The organism is Massilia rhizosphaerae, assembly GCF_016093545.1.
Classification (GTDB): domain Bacteria; phylum Pseudomonadota; class Gammaproteobacteria; order Burkholderiales; family Burkholderiaceae_D; genus Telluria; species Telluria rhizosphaerae.
This window is the reverse complement of record NZ_JADKYX010000011.1, coordinates 1-15,770: the sequence shown is the minus strand read 5'-3', so window position 1 is coordinate 15,770 and position 15,770 is coordinate 1. Positions and strand designations below refer to the sequence as shown.

At 66.6% G+C, this 15,770-nt stretch carries 12 protein-coding genes; all 12 read left to right on the top strand.

Annotated elements, in window-relative coordinates; all coding sequences use genetic code 11:
• The first annotated feature begins 3 nt into the window (after positions 1 to 3).
• The gene (locus tag ISF28_RS16625) at positions 4 to 783 is read left to right on the top strand and encodes a glycosyltransferase family 2 protein (protein ID WP_198118294.1); all 780 of its coding nucleotides are present in this window, start codon (positions 4 to 6) and stop codon (positions 781 to 783) included.
• A gap of 393 nt (positions 784 to 1,176) precedes the next feature.
• Positions 1,177 to 3,408 (top strand): heparinase II/III domain-containing protein, encoded by a 2,232-nt coding sequence (locus tag ISF28_RS16620; protein WP_198118293.1) that lies wholly within the window; start codon positions 1,177 to 1,179, stop codon positions 3,406 to 3,408.
• Between the two features lie 144 nt (positions 3,409 to 3,552).
• Complete coding sequence (locus tag ISF28_RS16615) at positions 3,553 to 4,398, top strand: beta-1,6-N-acetylglucosaminyltransferase (protein WP_370663452.1); 846 nt, start codon at positions 3,553 to 3,555, stop codon at positions 4,396 to 4,398.
• Positions 4,399 to 4,478: 80 nt separating this feature from the next.
• Positions 4,479 to 5,705, top strand: coding sequence for a glycosyltransferase (locus ISF28_RS16610; RefSeq protein ID WP_198118291.1), 1,227 nt, complete (start codon positions 4,479 to 4,481; stop codon positions 5,703 to 5,705).
• Between the two features lie 2 nt (positions 5,706 to 5,707).
• On the top strand, positions 5,708 to 6,994 hold the full coding sequence (locus ISF28_RS16605; protein ID WP_198118290.1) for a phenylacetate--CoA ligase family protein: 1,287 nt from the start codon (positions 5,708 to 5,710) through the stop codon (positions 6,992 to 6,994).
• A 115-nt stretch (positions 6,995 to 7,109) separates the two neighbouring features.
• Entirely contained in the window at positions 7,110 to 8,198 is a 1,089-nt protein-coding gene (locus tag ISF28_RS16600) for a glycosyltransferase family 4 protein (RefSeq protein WP_370663451.1), read from the top strand.
• Positions 8,195 to 10,153, top strand: a complete 1,959-nt coding sequence (locus tag ISF28_RS16595; protein WP_229519147.1) for a heparinase II/III family protein — start codon at positions 8,195 to 8,197, stop codon at positions 10,151 to 10,153. Before ISF28_RS16600 ends, ISF28_RS16595 begins: the two co-directional genes overlap by 4 nt.
• 36 nt (positions 10,154 to 10,189) lie before the next feature.
• On the top strand, positions 10,190 to 11,302 hold the full coding sequence (gene wecB, locus ISF28_RS16590) for a non-hydrolyzing UDP-N-acetylglucosamine 2-epimerase (protein ID WP_198118289.1): 1,113 nt from the start codon (positions 10,190 to 10,192) through the stop codon (positions 11,300 to 11,302).
• 18 nt (positions 11,303 to 11,320) lie between these two features.
• Complete coding sequence (locus ISF28_RS16585; RefSeq protein ID WP_198118288.1) at positions 11,321 to 12,070, top strand: WecB/TagA/CpsF family glycosyltransferase; 750 nt, start codon at positions 11,321 to 11,323, stop codon at positions 12,068 to 12,070.
• A 129-nt stretch (positions 12,071 to 12,199) separates the two neighbouring features.
• A complete protein-coding gene (gene galE / locus ISF28_RS16580) occupies positions 12,200 to 13,198 on the top strand; it encodes a UDP-glucose 4-epimerase GalE (protein ID WP_198118287.1) in 999 nt (332 codons plus the stop codon).
• 18 nt (positions 13,199 to 13,216) lie between these two features.
• Positions 13,217 to 14,383: a nucleotidyltransferase family protein gene (locus tag ISF28_RS16575; RefSeq protein WP_198118286.1), complete on the top strand. Its 1,167-nt coding sequence runs from the start codon at positions 13,217 to 13,219 to the stop codon at positions 14,381 to 14,383.
• A partial coding sequence (locus tag ISF28_RS16570) for a mannose-1-phosphate guanylyltransferase/mannose-6-phosphate isomerase (RefSeq protein ID WP_198118285.1) occupies positions 14,380 to 15,770 on the top strand: 1,391 nt, incomplete at its 3' end. The genes ISF28_RS16575 and ISF28_RS16570, both read left to right, overlap by 4 nt.

Here is a 15,770-nt window from a genome sequence, read left to right as displayed (position 1 = left end):
ACGATGAACAAACCGACCTTCTCGATCATCACCTGCACCTGGAACAGCGCGGCGACGCTGGCCGACACCCTCGCGTCCGTACAACGCCAGACGTGCCAGGACGTCGAGCACATCTTCGTCGACGGCGGTTCCACCGACGGCACGCTGGACATGATCGCCGCCTATCCGGGCCGCAAGCGCGTGCTGCGCGACGTGGGCGGGGGCATCAGCCGCGCCATGAACCAGGGCATCGAAGCCGCGACGGGCGAATATGTGGCGCACCTGCATTCGGACGATTACTACGCCGCCGACGACGTGCTGGAGACGGTCGCCGCACGCTTCGCGAGCGAGCGCGTGGACTGGGTGTTCGGCACGGTGCAGGTCCTCAAGGACGGCCAGCTGATTCCGCCGTACCGATTGGTGCCGTTCAGCTATCACGCGTTCGCCGCGGGGCGGGCGTCCGTGCCGCATCCGGCCGTTTTCATCCGCAGGAGCGCGTTCGGCCGCGTGGGCATGTTCGACGAAACGCTCAAGTACGCGATGGACATCGACCTGTGGCTGCGGCTGGGCCGGGTGGCGCGGCCGGCCACCGTCGACCGTCCGCTGACCGTGTTCCGCGACCACGCGGGCAGCGTCTCGTCCGCCAACAAGATCAAGGCGCGGCGGGAAGAGTTCCAGGTGCGCCGCCGCTACCTGAAGCAGGCGCCGCTCGCCTTCGGCATCTATTGCCTGCGCTACCTCAAGCGCATGCGCGCGCTGCGCGCCGAGGCGGCGCATGCGGGGCTGCCCGCGGCCGCGCATTGAGCGGCCCGTCGTCATGTAATGCAATCGTAATGTTTGTTTGGAATTAATTAATCGGCAAAGTTGTCGAAGCCATTATCACGATGGCGATTCGATAAACTTTGCCGAATTGTTTGCACAGTTTTCAAATAGTCTTTTCTGTTAAAAAACGGCTTTTATTTGCCTGGAAATATTACTGTTGATAAGGGGGTATGGGGACGCGGGATTTTGTGGGGTGCACGCGAAAAATCTTTGATTTCTAAGGGGATTTTTCCGCAAATAAATTTATTTGCGGTACTATTTCTCCTATCGAACAGCGCTCATTTGTTTCTTCGTGCGCTTCAAAGCAAATCGGGCCTGGCATTTCATCGTGGACTGAATCCCTGGTCGTCCAGTTAATATTTCTCGGAGCATTACATGAAATTTCATCGGAAGGGCATCGTCGCCATTGCTGCACTGTCGTCGCTGCTGGTGTCGTTCAGCGCGCGCGCCGACTGGGCCCAATCCACCGATCCTCTCGTCGTCCAGCCCAGCCCAGCCAACGGCGCCGTGCAGGCGCAGAACCCGCCGGGTTTCGCCTGGGCGCGTTACTCGACGGGCCCGGCCAGCTATGAAATCGAGATCACCCCGGTGGGCGGCACGCCGGTGAAGGCGACGGTCGACCGCAACTGGTATCTGCCGACCAAGGCCCTCGCTCTGGGCAACTACACGTGGCGCGTGCGTCCGGCCGGTTCCACCGACTGGTCGAGCCCGCGTGCCTTCGCGATCACGAGCCGCTCGACCACGTTCGAAGTGCCCGACAACGCCACCTTGCGTGCACGCATCCTGGCCAAGGCGCGTCCCCGTTCGCTGGGTCCGACGTTCACCCCGTACTCGACCTGGAGCACGACCAGGAAGAACGAACTGGATCCGTACGTCAGCCGCCTGATCAACGAAGTCAAGCTGCAGATGACCGCGCTGCCCGACCTGTCGGACGCGCGCTGGCCCATCGTGATCTCGGCGCCGCTGACGGCGCAGATGGCGGCGCAGCAGACCGACGTGCGCAACCGCATCAACGAATCGACGCGCCAGCTGGAAGCGGCCGCTCTCCTGTGGCGCCTGAAGAAGGATCCGATGTTCCTGAACGAAGCGATCAAGCGCGGTGACCAGCTGGCGTCGCTGAACCCGTCCGGTCCCACCAGCTATGCCAACCAGGACCAGGCCACGCGCCAGATCGCGCTGGAACTGCTCAAGGGTGCCGACCTGCTGGCCGGCGACCTGGATGCGACCCGCAAGGCCAAGTGGCTCGCCGTCGCCAAGACGCGCGTGACCGAGATGTTCGGCTATATTTCGGGCGACAACGGCCGCCTGGACCAGTACCCGTTCGACTCGCACGGCAACACGCTGATGATCTACATGGCGCTGATCTCGACGCTGGCCCTGGGCGACATCCCGGAAGCGCAGACGTGGTTCGACTTCACGTTCCGTGCCTACGTGAACACGCCGTCGCCGTGGTCGGGTTCGGAAGGCGGCTACGCCAACGGCACGGCCTACGCCGAGTACGCGGCCGGCTACATGACGGCCCTGTGGGATCCGATCGTCCAGGCGACCGGCGTGAACATGTACGCCAAGCCGTGGACCCTGGGCTTCCTCGACTTCGCGACCGAATTCACGCCGCCGGGCGCCAAGGTGCATGCCTTCGGCGACGGTTCCGAGACCAAGCCGGATCCGCGCGTGTTCCGCGCGTTCGCGAACCGCATGGTGTCGCCGCGCGCCGCCTGGTACGTGGCGAACCTGCCGGGCATCGAGGATTCGCTGTCCGTCGTGCAGGCGCCGTATCCGATGCCGGTGGCCGGCACCACGCTGAAGATCCCGCCGTCGAATTCGGCCTACTACCCGAGCACCGGCTGGGTGGCGATCCATAGCGACATCGGCTCGACGGGACGCACGTCGTTCTTCTTCAAGTCCAGCCCGTACGGCTCGTTCAACCACAGCCACGGCGACCAGAACGGCCTGCTGCTGTCGGTGGCCGGCCAGCCGCTGCTGGTCAAGGCCGGCTGGTACGACTGGTACGGTTCGCCGCTGTGGACCGACTGGTATCACCAGACCCGGTCGCAGAACGCGGTGACGTTCGACGGCGGCATCGGCCAGGTGGTCAGCGGCTACCGCGAGCAGTTGCAGCACGACGGCCGCATCACCGGCTTCTCGGCCCAGTCGACCTACGACTATGCCGAAGGCGACGCGACCCCGTCCTATGGCGGCCAGCTGACGATGGCCAAGCGCCAGATCTGGTATCTGCACAGCCAGAACGCGATGGTGGTGCGCGACAAGCTGCAAGCCGTGGTGGCGCACACCTACGAGTGGAACATCCACGCGCCGGTGGTCATGACGGTCGAAAGCCCGTCCAGCGTGAAGATCGCGGCCGGCGGCCAGTCCGTGTGCCTGCGCGACCTGAACGGCAACGCCCCGTTCGCCAAGTGGACCGGTCCGGCGCCCAAGTCCGGCGTGACCGAAGACCACGGCGCGTTCTACCTCAAGAACGACGGCAAGTCGGTGGCGGAGTTCCTCGTCCTGCTGGACGTCGGCTGCAAGCGTCCGGCCACCAAGATCACGACCTCGGGCTCGACGCGCACCCTCACCGTCGGTTCGCAAACCGTGAACCTGAACTGATCGGCGTATCGTCGCCGGAGATCGCCGCGCGCCGTGCTACACTCGGCGCGCTGGCGCCAGGTCCTCCCGGGCTCGCGCCCGCGGAGGACTTGTTTTTTTTCCGCGCCAGCGGAATTCTTTTTTCCCGCGACGATGACGACACAGGTGTTCCTGATCCAAGCCCACAAGGACCTGGACCAGCTCAATGCGCTGGTGGAACAGCTGCGCGACGACGATTTTCTCGTCTACGTGAACCTCGACCGCAAGTGCGCGCTCGAGCCACGCGCCGTGCACCCGTTCGCGCGCCAGGTGAAGCGCCGCGTCGACGTCCACTGGGGCACGTTCAGCCAGGTGCAGGCCGTGCTCAATTCGCTGGAACAGATCGTGGCCGAGGTTCCGGAATTCGACAAGGTGATCTTCCTCAGCGCCCAGGATTTTCCCTTGCTGTCGAACGCGCGCCTCAAGGAAGCGCTGGCGGCGCACGCCGGCCACGAACTGCTCGACACCGTCGCCATCGGCGCCGGGCCGGGCGAGTGGGCGGCCGGTTTCCGCTACCAGTATTTCCACCGCGGCGAAGGTCCGCCGCTGGCGCGCCTGGCCTGCCGCGTCGCCAACCGCGCCATGCGCGCCGTGGGCGTCGCGCGCCGCCTGCCCGGCGGGATGCGGCCGTACGGCGGCTCGTCGTGGTGGGCGCTGTCGCAGGCGTGCGTGCGTGACATCCTCGCGCGCGTCGCGCGCGACCCGAGCCTCGTGCGTTTTTTTCGCCGCTGCGCCTGTCCGGACGAGATGTTCTTCCAGACGCTCGTGATGAATTCGCCGTTCTCCGGCCGGGTGCTGGGCCAGAACTTCCGCTACGTCCAGTGGCCCGAGCACGGCGCCCGCAACCCGAAGATCCTGGACGAGGGCGACTTCGAGCGCATCGCCGCATCAACCGCCCATTTCTGCCGCAAGATCGACAGCGCGGCCAGCGCCGCCCTGGTGCCGCGCCTGCAGGCCCTGCGCGCCGGCTGAGCCTTAAGATTCACGCAATTGTGTGCGCTGCCGAGTAAGTTAGAATCGGTTCCATGCGTTGTTCATACGACAAGGAACCCATGCGCAGACTGTCCTCGTCCCGTTCCATCCTGTTCGTCGTGCGCGACCCGTTGCCGCCCATCCGCGCCGACGTGCGCACCCTGTTCGGCACCGAGATGCCGCGCCACGGCGTGGCCACCGAACTGGTGGGGCAGGGCGGCAGCGGCGACGCGTCGCCGTGGCCGGCCGGCGGCATGCACGTCGTCGGCTCGCTGCGCAGCCGCTTCGCCAGCGTGTGCGCGCCCCTGTGGGACTTGCTGGGCCTCGTGCGCGCGCTGCGCCACGGCCGCCCCGACTGCATCCAGGTGCGCGACAAGATCGCCAGCGGCGTGCTGGGACGCGCCGCGGCCGCGCTGCTGCGCGTGCCGTTCATCTACTGGATGTCGTTCCCCATCGTGGAAGGCTTCGAGGTCCGGCGCGACGACATCGCGCGCCACGGCCGCGGCCTCAAGTGGCTGGGGCACGCGCTGCGGGCCTGGGCGTCGCGCCTGGCCATCTACCGCATCGTGCTGCCCGGCGCGCGCCACGTGTTCGTGCAGAGCGACGCCATGGCCGACTGGCTGGCCGCGAAAGGCTTCGACCGCGCCCGGATGACGGCGGTGCCGATGGGCGTCGACGCCCGCCTGTTCGACCGCGCCGGCGTGGAGCCCGTGGCCGACCCCCGGCTGGACGGCCGCCGCGTCGTGCTCTACCTGGGACGCATCGCCCGCTCGCGCCGGTCCGACTTCCTGCTCGACGTGGCCGAGAAACTGCGGGCGCGCGATCCGCAGGTCTTGCTCGTGATCGCCGGCGACGCCCCGTCCGACGACGAGATGGCGTGGATGCGCCGCGAAATCGATGCACGGGGCCTCGGCGACCACGTGCTGCTGACGGGCTGGCTGCCCCAGCGCACGGCGCTCGGCTATGCGGTGCGGGCCGAGGTGGGCTTGTCGCCGATTCCGCGCGGCACCCTATTCGACGTGTCGTCGCCCACGAAACTCGTCGAATACCTGGCGCTCGGCATTCCCAGTGTCGCCAACGATATTCCCGACCAGAAACTGGTCATCGCGGAAAGCGGGGCCGGCCTGTGCGTGCCGATGGAGGCGGGGCCGTTCGCCGATGCTGTGCTGCAATTGTTAAATGACGGCGCGCTTGCGGCAGAGTTCGCGTTACGTGGGCCACCGTACGTAACGAGCCACCGCACGTATGATATTCTAGGCAACAATGTTGCAGAAACTTATAAAAGAATCCTGACGGAGTCGCGCTAGGCATGTCGACGTGGACCTATTCGCTGAAGTGCTCGCTGCGTTCGCTCGTGCGCGACCTGGTCCGCAACGTCTGGGGCCGGCGCTTCGTGTATCCGGGCCTGGTCGCGAACGAACGCTCGCGCGAGGCGCTGGCCGCCTACGTCGCGCGGCGGGCCCGCCGGGTCGGCGTGCCGCTCGACGGCGACGGCACGGCGCTTGCGCGCCTGGCTCCCGGCAGTCCGATGCTCACGAAGGCCGACGTGCGCCGCGATCCGGAAAAACTCGTGCGGCCGCGCGGTCCCGGCTCGTGGATCCGCACGACGATCAAGACGAGCGGCACGTCGGGCTCCCCGCTGACCATCGTCCAGTCGCTGGGCAACCTCGTGCGCGAGGAGGGCTTCGTCTACCGCCAGCTGCGCTGGATCGGCTGGCGCCACGGCCAGCGGCGCGCGTGGATCCGCGGCGACATCGTCTGCGCCGACCACCCGGCCGACGGCCGCTACTGGTGCCGCGACTGGGTGGGCAATATGCTCATGATGTCCTCGTACCACCTGTCGAACGACACGATCGGCCGCTACGTAGCCGAACTGGAGCGCTTCGATCCCGTCGTGATCCATGCGTACCCGTCGTCGATCGCGGCGCTGGCCGCCTGGCTGAACGCGGCCGGCCGCACCTATCGCGGACGCGCCCTGCGCGGCGTGATGACGTCGTCCGAGACGCTGGAGCCCGGCGTGCGCGCGGCCGTCGAGCAGGCGTTCGGCGTGCGCGTGTTCGACTGGTACGGCCAGGCCGAGCGCGTGGCCGCCATCGGCACGTGCGAGGAGGGCCGTTACCACGTGCTGACGGACTATTCCGGCGTCGCCTTGCTCGAGGCGGACGGCGACGCCTGCGAGCTCGTCGGCACGTCGCTGAACAATGCCGCGATGCCGCTCGTGCGCTACCGCACGGGCGACACCGTGATTCCGGACGGCACGCCGTGCCCGTGCGGCCGGGTGTTCCCGACGATCAAGGCCGTGATCGGGCGCCAGGAAAAAATCGTCACCTTGCCGGACGGCCGCATCATCGCGCGCCTGGACCGCATCTTCCAGGGCCACGACCGGCATCTCGTCGAAGGGCAGGTGCTGTACCGCGGCGGCGGCGAATTCGTGCTGCGCGTCGTGACGGCCGACGGCTTTTCGGACGCGGACGAACGGGCGCTGATCGACAAATTCCTGCTGCGCGTGCCCGGCGTGGACGTCCGCGTCGAGCGGGTGGCGGCGATTCCGCGCGGGCCGAACGGCAAGTTCGAATTCATCGCGATCGACAGTTGAAGCGTGCGCACGCCGGGAACATGTTGATGTATTATCGAAATATTGTCCTATTTATAAGGACGCAACCATTGGATCAACCAGCACAGATGGGGACGAGCGCCGAAGGGGCACACGCGTGAAGGCGCCGGCGCCACGGGTGCTGATGGTCGGCACCGCGCTCGAAGGCCGGGGCGGGGTGGCGGCGGTGGTCTCCGTGTTGCGCCGTCATGGATTGTTCGAGCGCGAGTCGGTGCGCTATGTCGCGACCCACCGCGACGGCACGCCGCTCGTGAAGGCGCGCGGGGCGCTGTCCGGGTTCTGGCAGACGCTCGTCACGTGCTTGCGGGGGCGTCCGGCCGTCGTCCACGTGCACGCGGCCTCGCACGCGAGCTTCCTGCGCAAGTCGCTCGTGCTCCTGATCGCCCGCCTGGCGGGCTGCAAGACCATTTTTCACCTGCACGGCGGGGGGTTTCGCACCTTCGCCACCGAGGAGGCGGGCGGCCTGCTGCGGCGCTGGATCCGCCACACGCTGGAGGCAAGCTCGCTCGTGATCACCCTGTCCGAAGGCTGGGCCCAGTTCGTGCACGCATTTGCGCCGCGCGCCCGCGTGGCCGTCGTGCCGAATGCCGTGCCGCTGCCGGACCTGCCGGCGCAGGATGCCGCCATTCCCGGCCGGGTGTTGTTCCTCGGCCGGCTGGAGGCGGCCAAGGGCATCCACGAATTGCTCGAGGCGGGCGCGCGCGTCGTGCGCGAGACGAGGGGGCCGAGTCCGCTGCGCCTCGCGTTCGGCGGCGAAGGCGATGCGCAGGACTTGCGCCGCCGCGCGGCCGAGCTCGGCATCGCGGAGCGCATCGAGCTGCTCGGCTGGATCGGTCCCGCCGAACGCGACGCCGAATTGCGCAAGGCGGCGGTGTTCTGCCTGCCTTCCCACGCGGAAGGGCTGCCGATGTCCATGCTCGAAGCGATGGCGGCGCGCAAGGCCGTCGTCGCGACGCACGTCGGCGGCATTCCCGAAACCCTGCGCGACGGCGACAATGGCCTCCTGGTGCCGCCGCGCGACGAACAGGCGCTTGCCAGGGCGCTTGCACGACTCCTGGGCGATACCGCCCTGCGCGACCGGCTGGCGGAACGTGCGCGCGCAACCATCGAACAACAATACTCAACCGAGGTGGTGTGCGGGAAATTGTCCGCGATCTACCGTGAACTGGCGGGGACAAGACGATGAGCGAAGCGACAGGGATGGTCTGGCTGGTCAACCGTTTGCGCTGCATGTCCGTGGCCGAGGTCGGCTACCGGATCCGGCAGGCGGCCGTCACGCGGGTGGCGAAACGCCTGCGCGCCCGCGCCGCGCCGCCGCTGCCGCGCGCCCGCACGTTCCACGTCCGGGGCAGCCCGACGCTGGCGCAGGCGGAACGGGACGCGCTGCTGGCCGACGCCGACAGCATCTGCGCCGGCCACGTCGTCCTGTTCGCCAACCGCCGCTTCGACGTCGGCATGCCGCCCGTGTGGAACCGCGATCCGGACAGCGGCGTGATGGGGCCGGCCATCTACGCGGGCGACATCGCGATCACGAACCGCGAACAGGTCGGCGACATCAAGCACGTGTGGGAGCTGAACCGCCACCTGCACCTCGTGCGCCTCGCGCAGGCGTGGGCCGTGACAAACGACGTCGCCTGGCTGCACGCGCTGCAGACGCAGTTGCGCAGCTGGCTCGACCAGTGTCCGCCGCTCGTCGGCCCCAACTGGACGAGCTCGCTGGAACTGGGCATCCGCCTCATTAACTGGGGCCTCGTGTGGCAGCTGGTCGGCGGCGAGGGCAGCGGCCTGTTCGCCGGCGAGGAAGGCCAGCGCCTGCGCGCCGACTGGCTCGATGCGATCCACGCCCATTGCAGCGCGATCGCGCGCCACCTGTCGCGCCACTCGTCCGCGAACAACCACCTGATCGGCGAGCTGGCCGGGCTGTACGTGGGGGCGTCGATCTGGCCGTGCTGGAAGACGTCGGGCGCGTGGCTGGAACAGGCGCGGCGCGAGCTGGAGCACGAGGCGCAGGCCCAGTTCTCGCGCGACGGCGTCAACCGCGAGCAGGCGTTCGCCTACCACGTGTTTTCAAGCGAATTCCTGTTCGTCGCGGGCCTCGTGGGCCAGGCTTGCGATCACCCGTTCTCGCGCGGTTACTGGACGGCGTTGCTGCGCGCGCTGCGTTTCCTCCGCTCCGTGCGCGACGTGGCCGGCAACGTGCCGATGGTGGGCGACGCGGACGACGGCATCGTGTTCCGGCTCGATGCCCCCGGCAGCGACCGCACCGAGCAATTGCTGGCGCTGGGCGACGCCGTGCTGCGCCGCATGCAGCCGAGCCACCCCGGCGTGCGCTGGCTGCTGCACGCGCTGCCCGGCAAGCGGCTTGACGCGGCCCCGCACGAGTCGGACACGGGCTGGGCGTTCCCGGACGGCGGCTATCTGCTGTTCGGTTCGCATTTCGGCGAGGCCGACGAAATCAAGGGCATGGTCGATTGCGGTCCGCTCGGCTACCTCGGCATCGCCGCGCACGGCCACGCGGACGCGCTGGCGCTCACGCTGTCCATCGGCGGCGAGGAATGCCTCGTCGACCCGGGCACGTATTCGTACTGGCAGGAACACAAGTGGCGCGATTATTTCCGCGGCACGTCCGCGCACAACACGGTGCGCATCGACGGGCTCGACCAGTCGGTGTCGGGCGGGCGCTTCATGTGGCTGAAAAAGGCGCGGGCGACCATCGAGCGCATGCCGCAGTCGCCGCATGAATTCGATTTCCGCGGCTCGCACGACGGCTATGAGCGGCTGGCGGATCCCGTGCGGCATATGCGCAGCGTCCGGTTCGACGCCGCCGGCGCGACGCTCACCGTGCGCGACGAGATCGCGGCCAAGAAACACCACCAGGTCGAATTGTTCTGGCATTTCGCGCCCGGCCTGGACGTCCGCCTGAACAGTGCCGGCCTGCACGTGCGCGGCAAGCGCTTCGCGCTGCAGATGCAGGCGCACGGCGCGGACCTCAAGCTGGAACTGGTGCGCGGCAATGAAAATCCGCCGCTCGGCTGGTATTCGCGCAGCTACGAAAGCAGGCAGCCGTGCGATGTTTTAAAGATCAGCACTGTATCGTCCGCCGTGCCGGTCGAGTGCAAGTTTACAATAACGTTTTTCTAACACCGTTTTTCCATAAAACATTAGGGATAGTTTCAAATGCTCATCTATCTGGTCGCAGGCGCCCGCCCCAATTTCATGAAGATCGCGCCGATCGTGCGCGCGCTGCAGGCACGTCCGGACGCGCCGGCGTTCAAGATCATCCACACGGGCCAGCACTACGACCGCGAGATGAACGACGTGTTCTTCGAAGAGCTCGGCATTCCGCAGCCGGACGTGTTCATGGCCGCCGGCGGCGGCAGCCACGCCCAGCAGACGGCCAAGATCATGATCGGCTTCGAGGAACTGTGCACCGCCACGCGCCCGGACGCCGTGCTCGTCGTGGGCGACGTGAATTCCACGCTCGCGTGCTCGATCGTCGCCAAGAAACTGAACATCCCCGTCGCCCACGTGGAAGCCGGCCTGCGCAGCTTCGACATGGCGATGCCCGAGGAAATCAACCGCCTCGTCACGGACAGCATCTCCGACTGGTTCTTCGTCACGGAACCGTCGGCCGTCGAACACCTGCGCCGCGAAGGCAAGAAGGATGACGCGATCCACTACGTCGGCCACGTAATGGTCGACAACGTGCTGTACCAGGCCGACAAGCTGGGGCACGCCGACACGTCCGCGTTCGAGACGAGCGCGTGGAAGGCGCAGCAGCAGGCGGCCGGCCGGCGCTACGGCGTCGTCACCTTGCACCGTCCCAGCAACGTCGACGACGCGGCCACGTTCACGCGCATCGCCGGCGCGCTGAAGGAGATCGCGGCGGAGCTGCCGCTGATCTTCCCCGTGCATCCGCGCACGCGCGCCAACATCGAGAAATTCGGCATCGACCTGGGCCCGAACGTCACGCTGGCCGGTCCGCAGGCCTACATGGCGTTCCTGAACCTGTGGAAGGACGCGGCCGTCGTGCTGACGGACAGCGGCGGCCTGCAGGAAGAAACGACGGCGCTGGGCGTGCCGTGCGTGACGATCCGCGAGAACACGGAGCGTCCCGTCACCGTGGACGAAGGGTCGAACGTGTTGGCCGGCACGGATCCGGCCGCCATCCTGCTCGAGGCGCGCAAGATCCTGCGCGGCGAGGGCAAGCAGGGCCGCCGGCCGCACCTGTGGGACGGCCGCGCGGCGGAACGCATCGTGGACGTCCTGACGAAGGAAATCCGCGGGTAACACTCATGGAGTAGACACATGAACGAGCGCATCACGCTGATGGGGTGTTCCATCGACAACCTGACGATGGAAGAGACATTGCAGACGGTCGAGGGCTTCATCCACAGCGGGCGGCCCCATCAACACGTGGTGGTCAACGTCGACAAGCTGGTCAAGGCCAGCCGCGATCCGGACCTGCGCCGGATCATCAACGACTGCGCGCTCGTGAACGTGGACGGCATGCCGGTCGTGTGGGCGTCGCGCCTGCTGGGCCGGCCGCTGAAGGAACGGGTCGCCGGCTGCGACCTGTTCGAGGCGCTGATGCGGCGCGCCGGCGAAAAAGGCTGGCGCGTATTCCTGCTCGGTGCCAAAGAGGACGTGGTGAGCAAGGTGGCGGCCACGTACCGGCACAGGTATCCGAACCTGGTGCTGGCCGGCTACCGCAACGGTTACTGGAAGGGCGAGGCGGAAGAAGCGGACGTCGTGGAACAGATCCGCGCCGCGCGCCCCGACTTGTTGTTCGTGGCGATCAGTTCGCCGAAAAAAGAGCAGTTCCTCGGCCGCTGGCAGGCCGAGATGAAGGTCCCGTTCGCGATGGGCGTGGGCGGGACCTTCGACGTGGCGATCGGACACGTCAAGCGCGCGCCGCTCTGGATGCAGAAGTCCGGGCTGGAATGGTTCTACCGTTTCCTGCAGGAGCCGCGCCGCATGTTCCGGCGATATTTTATCGATGACATGGCCTTCGTCTGGCTGTTCATCAAGGAGTTGAAGTTGAAGGGCGCTCGATAGCGCCCCGAGGTAGCAGTACCCCAAAACACCAAACAGGGATGGCGCCGGCATCGAGCTGGCGCCGGCAACAATAATGCGCGCCGGACCCGAGTCACGGCGGCAGCAATCTTTTGAGAAAGAAGAGCATTCATGAAAATTCTGGTTACTGGCGGCATGGGTTACATCGGTTCGCACACGGTCGTGGAACTGCAGAACGCCGGCCATGACGTGGTCGTGTACGACAACCTGTACAACGCCGTGCGTTCCGTGCAGGACCGCGTGCAAAAGATCACCGGCAAGCCGTTCGTGTTCGTCGAAGGCGACATCCGCGACCGCGCGGCCATGGAAGCCGTGTTTTCCGCGCACAAGATCGATGCCGTGATCCACTTCGCCGGCCTGAAGGCGGTCGGCGAATCGGTGGCGCAGCCGCTGCGCTACTACGACAACAACGTCTACGGCAGCGTCGCGCTGTTCGAGACGATGGCCAAGTTCGGCTGCAAGACGGTCGTGTTCTCGTCATCGGCCACGGTGTACGGCGATCCGGCCTCGGTGCCGATCAAGGAGGATTTTCCGCTGTCGGCCACCAATCCGTATGGCCGCAGCAAGCTGATGATCGAAGACATCCTGCGCGACGTCTTCAAGGCCGAGCCGGACTGGCGCATCGCGCTGCTGCGCTACTTCAACCCGGTCGGCGCCCACGAAAGCGGCCTCATTGGCGAGGAGCCGAACGGCATCCCCAACAACCTGGTGCCCTACATCGCCCAGGTCGCCAACGGCCAGCGCGAAAAACTGTCCGTGTACGGCGGCGACTACCCGACCCCGGACGGCACCGGCATGCGCGACTACATCCACGTCGTCGACCTGGCCATCGGCCACGTGAAGACCCTGGACAAGCTGGCGCAGGGCGCCGGCCTGTACACGTACAACCTCGGCACCGGCAACGGCAACAGCGTGCTGGAAATGGTGCACGCTTTCGAAAAAGCCTGCGGCAAGCCGATTCCTTACCAGATCGTGGACCGCCGCCCCGGCGACATCGCCAAGTGCTACGCCGACCCGGCGAAGGCGCGCGAGGAACTCGGATGGAGCGCACAGCGTGACATCGCGCAAATGTGCGCCGACTCCTGGCGCTACCAGACGACCCCAAAATAAACGTATGAGGACCGAACCATGAAAGCGATGATTCTTGCAGCAGGCAAAGGGACGCGCGTACGTCCGCTGACCTACGACCTGCCGAAACCGATGATCCCCGTGCTGGGCAAGCCCGTGATGGCCTACCTGATCGAGCATCTGCGCAAGCACGGCGTGACCGAAATCATGGTGAACGTCAGCCACCTGCACGAAAAGATCGAGGAATACTTCGGCGAGGGCGAGCAGTTCGGCGTCCAGATCGGCTATTCCTTCGAAGGCTACACGAAGGAAGACGGCGAAGTCGTCGCGGTGCCGATCGGTTCGGCCGGCGGCATGAAGAAGATCCAGGAATTCGGCGGCTTCTTCGACGACACGACCATCGTCCTGTGCGGCGACGCGCTGATCGACCTCGACCTCAAGGCGGCCCTGGCGGAACATCGCCGCAAGGGGGCCATGGCGTCCGTCATCACGAAGGAAGTCCCGTGGGACAAGGTGTCGAGCTATGGCGTCGTCGTGACCGACAAGACCGGGCGCATCACCCAGTTCCAGGAAAAGCCGAAGCAGGAAGACGCGCTGTCGAACTTCATCAGCACGGGCATCTACCTCTTCGAACCGGAAGTGATCGACCTGATCCCGTCGGGCGTGGAGTTCGACATCGGTTCCCAGCTGTTCCCGCTGCTGGCCGAAAAGGGCATGCCGTTCTATGCCCAGGGCCGGCCGTTCAACTGGCTGGACATCGGCAGCGTGAGCGATTACTGGGAAGTGCTGCAGAACGTGCTGACGGGTGAGGTCAATCATATGGACGTGCCGGGCATCCAGATCGAGCCCGGCCTGTGGACCGGCTTGAACACGAGCATCGACTGGCGGGGCACGACGATCAAGGGCCCCGTCTACATCGGTTCCGGCGTCAAGATCGAGGCCGGCGCGACGATCATCGGCCCCACGTGGATCGGCCACGGCAGCCACATCTGCGAGGGTGCCGAGATCGTCCGCAGCGTGCTTTTCGAGTACACTCGCGTGCTGAACGACGTCGCCTTGCATGAAATGATCGTGTTCAAGGATTACAGCATCGACCGCGCCGGCGAGATGAAACATTCGTCCGAATACGGCTCGTCCGAATGGCTGAACGCGCGCGACCGCCGCCGCAGCCGGCGCAAAGAACAAGCCGAAGATACAGACAAGACAATCGAGAAAGTCAACGCATGAAAATCTATCCAGTCATCCTCTCCGGCGGCGCCGGTACCCGCCTGTGGCCGCTGTCGCGGGCAGTCATGCCCAAGCAGTTGCTGCCGCTGGTGACGGACAAGACGATGCTGCAGGAAACCGCGCTGCGGGTCCGCGGCTGGCCTGGGTTGATGGCGCCGCTGGTCGTCTGCGGCAACGAGCACCGCTTCCTCGTGGCCGAGCAGCTGCGCGGCGTCGGCGTCACGCCGCACGGCATCCTGCTCGAGCCGGCGGGCCGCAACACGGCCCCGGCCGTGGCGGCCGCCGCGCAATACCTGCTCGCGCAGGATCCGGACGCCGTCATGCTCGTGCTGCCGGCCGACCACGTGATCGAAAAGAACGACGCGTTCCGCCTCGCCGTCGAGCGCGCCTCGGCCCAGGTTGAGAAGGGCGCGCTGGCCACGTTCGGCATCGTGCCGAGCGGTCCGGAAACGGGCTATGGCTACATCCGCCGCGGCGAGCCGCTGCCGGCCTGCGACGATTGCTACAAGCTCGAGCGCTTCGTCGAAAAGCCCGACCGCAACACGGCCGAAGGCTTCGTCGCCGACGGCGGCTACTACTGGAACAGCGGCATGTTCATGTTCCGCGCCGACCGCTTCCTGGCCGAGATCGGCAAGCACGCACCGGCGATCGCCCAGGCCGCCGGCGCCGCCGTGCAAGCGGCGTACAGCGACCTGGACTTCTGCCGCCTGAACGAAGCCGCGTTCGCCGCGAGCCCGTCCGATTCGATCGACTACGCCGTCATGGAACACACGCGCGACGGCGTCGTCGTGGCGGCCGACATCGGCTGGAGCGACGTCGGCTCGTGGTCGGCGCTGGCCGACGTGCAGGCCAAGGATGCCAACGGCAACGCGGTGCGGGGCGACGTCTACCTCGACAGCACGAGCAACACGCTCGTGCGCGCCGAGAGCCGCATCGTGGCCGTCGTGGGCGTGAAGGACCTCGTCGTCGTGGAGACGAACGACGCCGTGCTCGTCGCTCACAAGGACATGGTGCAGCGCGTCAAGAACGTCGTCGACCACCTGAAGGGCAACGAGCGCACGGAACACCTGTATCACACGAAGGTATACCGGCCGTGGGGCTATTACGAGGGCATCGACGCGGGCGAGCGCTTCCAGGTCAAGCGCATCTGCGTCAAGCCGGGCGAAAAGCTGTCGCTGCAGATGCACCACCACCGCGCCGAGCACTGGATCGTCGTGTCGGGCACGGCGCGCGTCACGTGCGGCGACAACGTCACCCTGCTGTCCGAGAACGAGTCCACGTACATTCCGATCGGCATGACGCACCGCCTGGAGAATCCGGGCAAGCTGCCGCTGCACCTGATCGAAGTGCAGTCCGGCAGCTACCTCGGCGAGGACGACATCGTTCG